We start from the raw sequence: 5,274 nt of genomic DNA, 5'->3' as shown, positions 1-5,274 counted from the left end.
TTTGGCTAGCGCTAAGAAGAAAATTAATTTGTCTTATCCCTCTGTAATTGAAAGTGTCCTATGGAATAAACAACGATTGGAACAGATGCTTAAGGATGCGGATGAGTTTCAAGCCAGGTGGAAAGTGCCTGTTTATGTCGGGGAATTCAGTGTTATTCGTTGGGCCCCTAAAGATGCAGCACTTTGTTGGTTAAAAGACGTGATTGACCTTTTTGAAACCAGAGGTTGGTCGTGGAGTTATCATGCCTTTCGTGAATGGAATGGGTGGAGTTTGGAGCACAATGAGGAGTTCTGGCGCCAGGGAATGCCTGCACCGGAAGTAGCGACTTATGAAACAGAAAGGGCAAAGATCATAAAGAAAGCATTACTTAAAAACAGAAATTAATTAATTTAAATTTTTATTCATAATAAACCATTATTAATTATTAAATCCAGATATGCTTAGAAAATTTTTACTGTTATTTTGTTTTTCATTGTTTGAGGTGCAGGTTATACCCCAACTGGTACTGTCACCTGTTAAAAAAGATAAGTTGTTTCCTGCCAATTCAGTTCAGGTAAATGGATTTGTGGGTGGTAAATTGGATGCTTCCTACCAAAACCGTATTCTTGCCCAGGATGTAGACCGGTTAATTTCTCCCTTTAAAAACCGGACAGAAACCAGGTTATGGCAGAGTGAATTTTGGGGCAAATGGTTCACTTCCGCAGTATTGGCTTATCGGTACAGGCCTGAGCCACAACTGGGTAAAGTACTGGAACATGCTGTGGATGGGCTGATTTCCACGCAGACTCCGGACGGGTATATTGGGAATTATGCGGAAAATAGCCATCTGGAAGGATGGGATATCTGGGGAAGAAAATATTGTATGCTGGGATTATTGTCCTATTACGATCTGACAAAAGAAAAGAAGGCATTGAATTCTGCCGGGAAAATAGCTGACCACCTGATCAAAGAATTGTCCGATAAAAAGGTTTTACTGGTCAGGAAAGGAGCTCATAGGGGTATGGCAGCCTCTTCGGTATTGGAACCTATATGCCAGCTGTATGCCCGGACAGGCAATAAAAAATACCTGGAATTTGCTGAAGAAATTGTTCGCCAGTGGGAGACCCCCGACGGGCCTCAACTGATATCTAAAGCCGATGTTGATGTTTCCAAACGTTTTCCCAAACCCCAAAATTGGTTTAGCTGGGATCAGGGACAGAAAGCCTATGAGATGATGTCGTGCTACGAAGGCTTGCTGGAGTTATACCGGTTGACGGGTAAAGAAGAGTATAAGCAAGCTGTTGAAAAAACTTGGGAAAATATCCTGGAAAACGAGATAAATATTACCGGATCCGGTTCGGCAATGGAATGTTGGTTTGGAGGGAAAAATCTACAGACTATACACATTGAGCATTATCAGGAGACTTGTGTAACTGCAACCTGGATCAAATTATGCCAGCAACTTTTAAGACTTACCGGTGAAGCTAAGTATGCTGATGCCATTGAACAGGCCTGGTATAATGCTTTATTAGGCGCCATGCATGAGGATGGATCAGATTGGGCAAAATATTCCCCTTTAGCCGGACGAAGGCTTGTAGGCAGTGAACAGTGCGGAATGGGCCTGAATTGTTGTGTGGCAAGCGGTCCAAGAGGATTGTTTACTCTTCCTCTGACTACTGTGATGAGCGAAAACAATGGATTGAGTGTTAACTTTTTTGTTGATGGGGATTATCATTTGAAAACCCCGGAAGGGAAACCGTTGGAAGTTATTCAGCAGACAAACTATCCTGTTTCTGGAAATGTTACGATTAAAATTCTGCTTCCTAAAACAGAAAAATTGTCCATACGCATTCGTATTCCCCATTGGAGCAAGAATACAAAACTTACTGTTAACGGAGAACAATTCGATAAAACAGTACCCGGGGAATATGCCGAAATATCACGCCCTTGGAAATCAGGAGATGAAATTAATCTGTCTCTTGATATGAGGGGACGAATTGTTCGTATGGGTAATCTTCCTGAAAATATTGCCATAATGCGTGGGCCAATCGTATTGGCACGCGATGCACGGCTGGGTTGGCCTCATGTAGATGAGACAATCAAGCCTATCGCTGATAATGAAGGATATATAGATTTGAAATCTGCAGGAGATACCAATCAGGATGGAATCTGGATGAGATATAAAGGACTTTTTATGTTGGAATCTCATAAGGAAAGTGGTAGCTCACCGGTTGAAATCACTCTGTGCGATTATGCATCTGCAGGAAATACCCTTGATGAAAAATCATGGTTTAGGATTTGGCTGCCCCAATCAGTTGATCCCAGACAGATCAAGGAATAGGCTTTAATTAAAAATAAAATCCTTAACATCTATATATTATAAATATAAATGTTAAGGATTTAAATATTTTTAAAATCATTCAGAAAGTAAAAAGGTATAAAATATTTGGATGTAGTATTTTATAATTCTGTTAACTTAAATGTTATTGTAATGAAGAATTTTTTATGGATCATCTTAGTGCTTTTACCTGTATGCAGTTATGCTTATTCATCCAACGCAATATTGTACGGTGCGCCGGAAAAGGAAAAGAAATCCAACGATTTCAAAATGTTTGTCGATAACAAACCATTGTTTGTTCACCAGGCCAGGGTATCAAAATTCCCGGTTAATCAAATTTGGCCGGGATATCAGAGGCCGGTTAATCAAACCGAAATAGCCTCGTTTGCCAGTTTCGATTTCAAGGGTGAAGCTGAAATTAAGATAAATTCAAATGAAAAGATAAAAACACTAAAGATTCGCCCCTTGGAATATGGAATTAAACCCGTAATAAAGGGGAATACCATTCAATTTAAAGTATCAAAGCCTTCTCAAATTGTTGTTGAAGTTAATGGCTATCATCATGCTTTACACATTTTTGCAAATCCTATAGAAAATTACAGGATTGATAAAAAAGATCCCAGGATTCATTATTTCGGACCCGGAATTCATGAAGCCGGAATCATAAATTTGAAGAGCGGCGAAACCGTTTTTATAGATGGCGGAGCTGTGGTTTATGGGGTCATTAACAGTGAAAATGCCAGGAATATTAAGATTATAGGCCGTGGCATTTTGGATGCAAGTAAAATCGCCCGAGGCCAAGCAACCAATATGATTACTTTGAAAAATGTTGAAAATGCCTACATCAATGGAATTATTCTTCGTGATCCACAGGAATGGGCGGTAGTTCCTACAAACTGTAATCAGGTAACCTTCGACAATATAAAACTGATAGGCTTTTGGAGGTATAATTCCGATGGAATTGATATTGTTAGCTGTAAAAATATAACATTTAAAAATAGTTTTATCCGGTCTTATGATGATAATATCGTTATCAGGGGTACTAAAGGAGCTTATCATCAGCCTTATAACATAATTGAAAATATCAGCATAAATAACTGTGTGCTTTGGAATGATTGGGGAAGGGCAATTGAACTGGGTGCAAGTACAGTCATTGATACCATGAAAAATATTTCGTTTTCCAATTGTTTTATTCCTCATTTTACGTCGGTTGCCATGGATATACAAAACTGTGACAGGGGGTATGTTAAAGATATCCATTTTAAAAACATAGCTGTTGAAGATCCTATATCCGACAGTTTAAGAATTGGAACCACTCCCATAGTGAAGAGGGCCTGGGGTAAAATAATTGTGTTAGGTATTTATGGAAGCTATTATTCTGATGATACAATAAGAGGAAATATTGAAAATATTTATTTTAATAACATTAGATACAACTCTAAGTCTGTAAGCAAAGATCTTGCTGCAAATGAAAGAAACTATCTGGAGAATGTAACTATTCAAAATAATTATGACAAATTTATCAGAGACAATATTTACTATGGAGATATCCCCTTTAATTGTTTTAATCCTGTAAGTATTTATCTTTCAGGCTATGATAACAAGCATATCATAAATAATATCTTTATTAAAGATTATTATATCAATGGTAAAAAAATGACTGACTTACAGAAAGTCGGTAAAAATGAATTTGTAAAGAATGTTTTTATAAATTAATCTGAAAATAAGTTATTTAATAAAATCCGGTAATTTGTAGGTAAACAATTTTTGCTTGTTAACGCAATGTTAATGTGTATTGTACTTATGTCCGGGTTATTGAATTTTACCCTCTGTTATTTGAAACTGAAGAATATTGCAGTAAAGATAAATGTTGAATATACAAAGAAGGGCTTAAAACACAAATAATTGTCTGATTATGTTATTTCTGATTCTTTGAAGTATGTTTATAGTAAGGTAAACTTCATAATTAATGAAATTTTAAGTTCCAGGTAAAATGAAAAGAAAATCGTTTCTTGCTTATAATTTGGTTTTATTGTCTTTCATGTTTTTTGTTTGCTTATCCTGCAAAGGGGAAGTAATTGCCCAAGACAAGAAGCCGAAAATTGCCAGTATCAAAACTGTACTTATTTTAGGAAATAGTATTGTCCAGCATAGCCCAAAACCCGAAATCGGCTGGTACGGTAATTGGGGCATGGCGGCTTCTGTAAAAGACAGTGATTTTGTCCATCTGCTTATTCGTGATATTAATCTGGAAAACCCTTCCATAGTTGTCAAATTTAAAAATATTGCAGATTTTGAAAGGAATTTTGATACTTACTCATTATCAAGTCTCGATTCTTTGCGGAACCCGGATATGCTGATTTTGAAAATATCCGAAAATGTTAATGAGAAGAAAGCTATAGAGGATAATTTTATTTTCTGGTATGATAGACTCATAAAATATATTGCTCCAGGAAAAACCACAGTGAAGGTAATTGTGAATGGTTTTTGGGATAAAAAGATTGTTAATGAGATGATAGAAAAATATTCTTCTGATAATCATTATCCATTTGTTACTCTATCAGATTTATCAAAGGATAGCACAAACACCGCCAAGGGGAAATTTACCAATACGGGTGTTGCCGCACACCCTTCTGACAAAGGCATGAGGGTGATCGAACAAAGGATTTGGACGGGCATAATGACTTATTTTAAAAAATAAAGTGTTCACTCTGGTAATTGAAATGGATCAAGTAGGACCTTACCGGATTAAAATCCAGCAGGCTGTTTTATTTGAAAAATGTAATTACTTGTAAATCTATATTCTAAAGTTTAATTTTAACATTCCAAAATGAAAAGAATCAGTTTTTTTATAGTTGTATCGTTATTTACCATGCAACTGTTTGGCCAGTCAGGGGGTAAAGCCCCGCAACTGGGAAAGGATAAAATCAAAGATGTTATTGCGGCGATGACGCCA

Annotated in this window: 4 protein-coding genes; all 4 read left to right on the top strand. The window is 36.7% G+C overall.

Annotation, left to right across the window (positions count from 1 at the left end):
• Positions 1 to 385 (top strand): glycosyl hydrolase family 5 (locus Q8907_12325; GenBank protein MDP4275056.1); only part of this gene is annotated, 385 nt, incomplete at its 5' end.
• 52 nt (positions 386 to 437) lie between these two features.
• Positions 438 to 2,321 carry a glycoside hydrolase family 127 protein gene (locus Q8907_12320; GenBank protein MDP4275055.1) on the top strand — a complete coding sequence of 628 codons (1,884 nt, stop codon included), beginning with the start codon at positions 438 to 440 and terminating at the stop codon, positions 2,319 to 2,321.
• 150 nt (positions 2,322 to 2,471) lie between these two features.
• On the top strand, positions 2,472 to 4,034 hold the full coding sequence (locus tag Q8907_12315) for a glycosyl hydrolase family 28 protein (protein MDP4275054.1): 1,563 nt from the start codon (positions 2,472 to 2,474) through the stop codon (positions 4,032 to 4,034).
• A 277-nt stretch (positions 4,035 to 4,311) separates the two neighbouring features.
• Positions 4,312 to 5,019 (top strand): hypothetical protein, encoded by a 708-nt coding sequence (locus Q8907_12310; GenBank protein MDP4275053.1) that lies wholly within the window; start codon positions 4,312 to 4,314, stop codon positions 5,017 to 5,019.
• Positions 5,020 to 5,274: the final 255 nt, after the last annotated feature.

It is taken from the genome of Bacteroidota bacterium (assembly GCA_030706565.1).
In the GTDB taxonomy this organism is placed as follows: Bacteria; Bacteroidota; Bacteroidia; order Bacteroidales; family JAUZOH01; genus JAUZOH01.
This window is presented reverse-complemented; position numbering and strand designations above follow the sequence as displayed.

What these genes read in the sequence shown, in the direction of transcription:
- Q8907_12310 (MDP4275053.1), top strand. Translation starts at nt 4,312, where the DNA reads ATGAAAAGAAAATCGTTTCTTGCTTATAATTTGGTTTTATTGTCTTTC.
- Q8907_12320 (MDP4275055.1), top strand. Translation starts at nt 438, where the DNA reads ATGCTTAGAAAATTTTTACTGTTATTTTGTTTTTCATTGTTTGAGGTG.
- Q8907_12315 (MDP4275054.1), top strand. Translation starts at nt 2,472, where the DNA reads ATGAAGAATTTTTTATGGATCATCTTAGTGCTTTTACCTGTATGCAGT.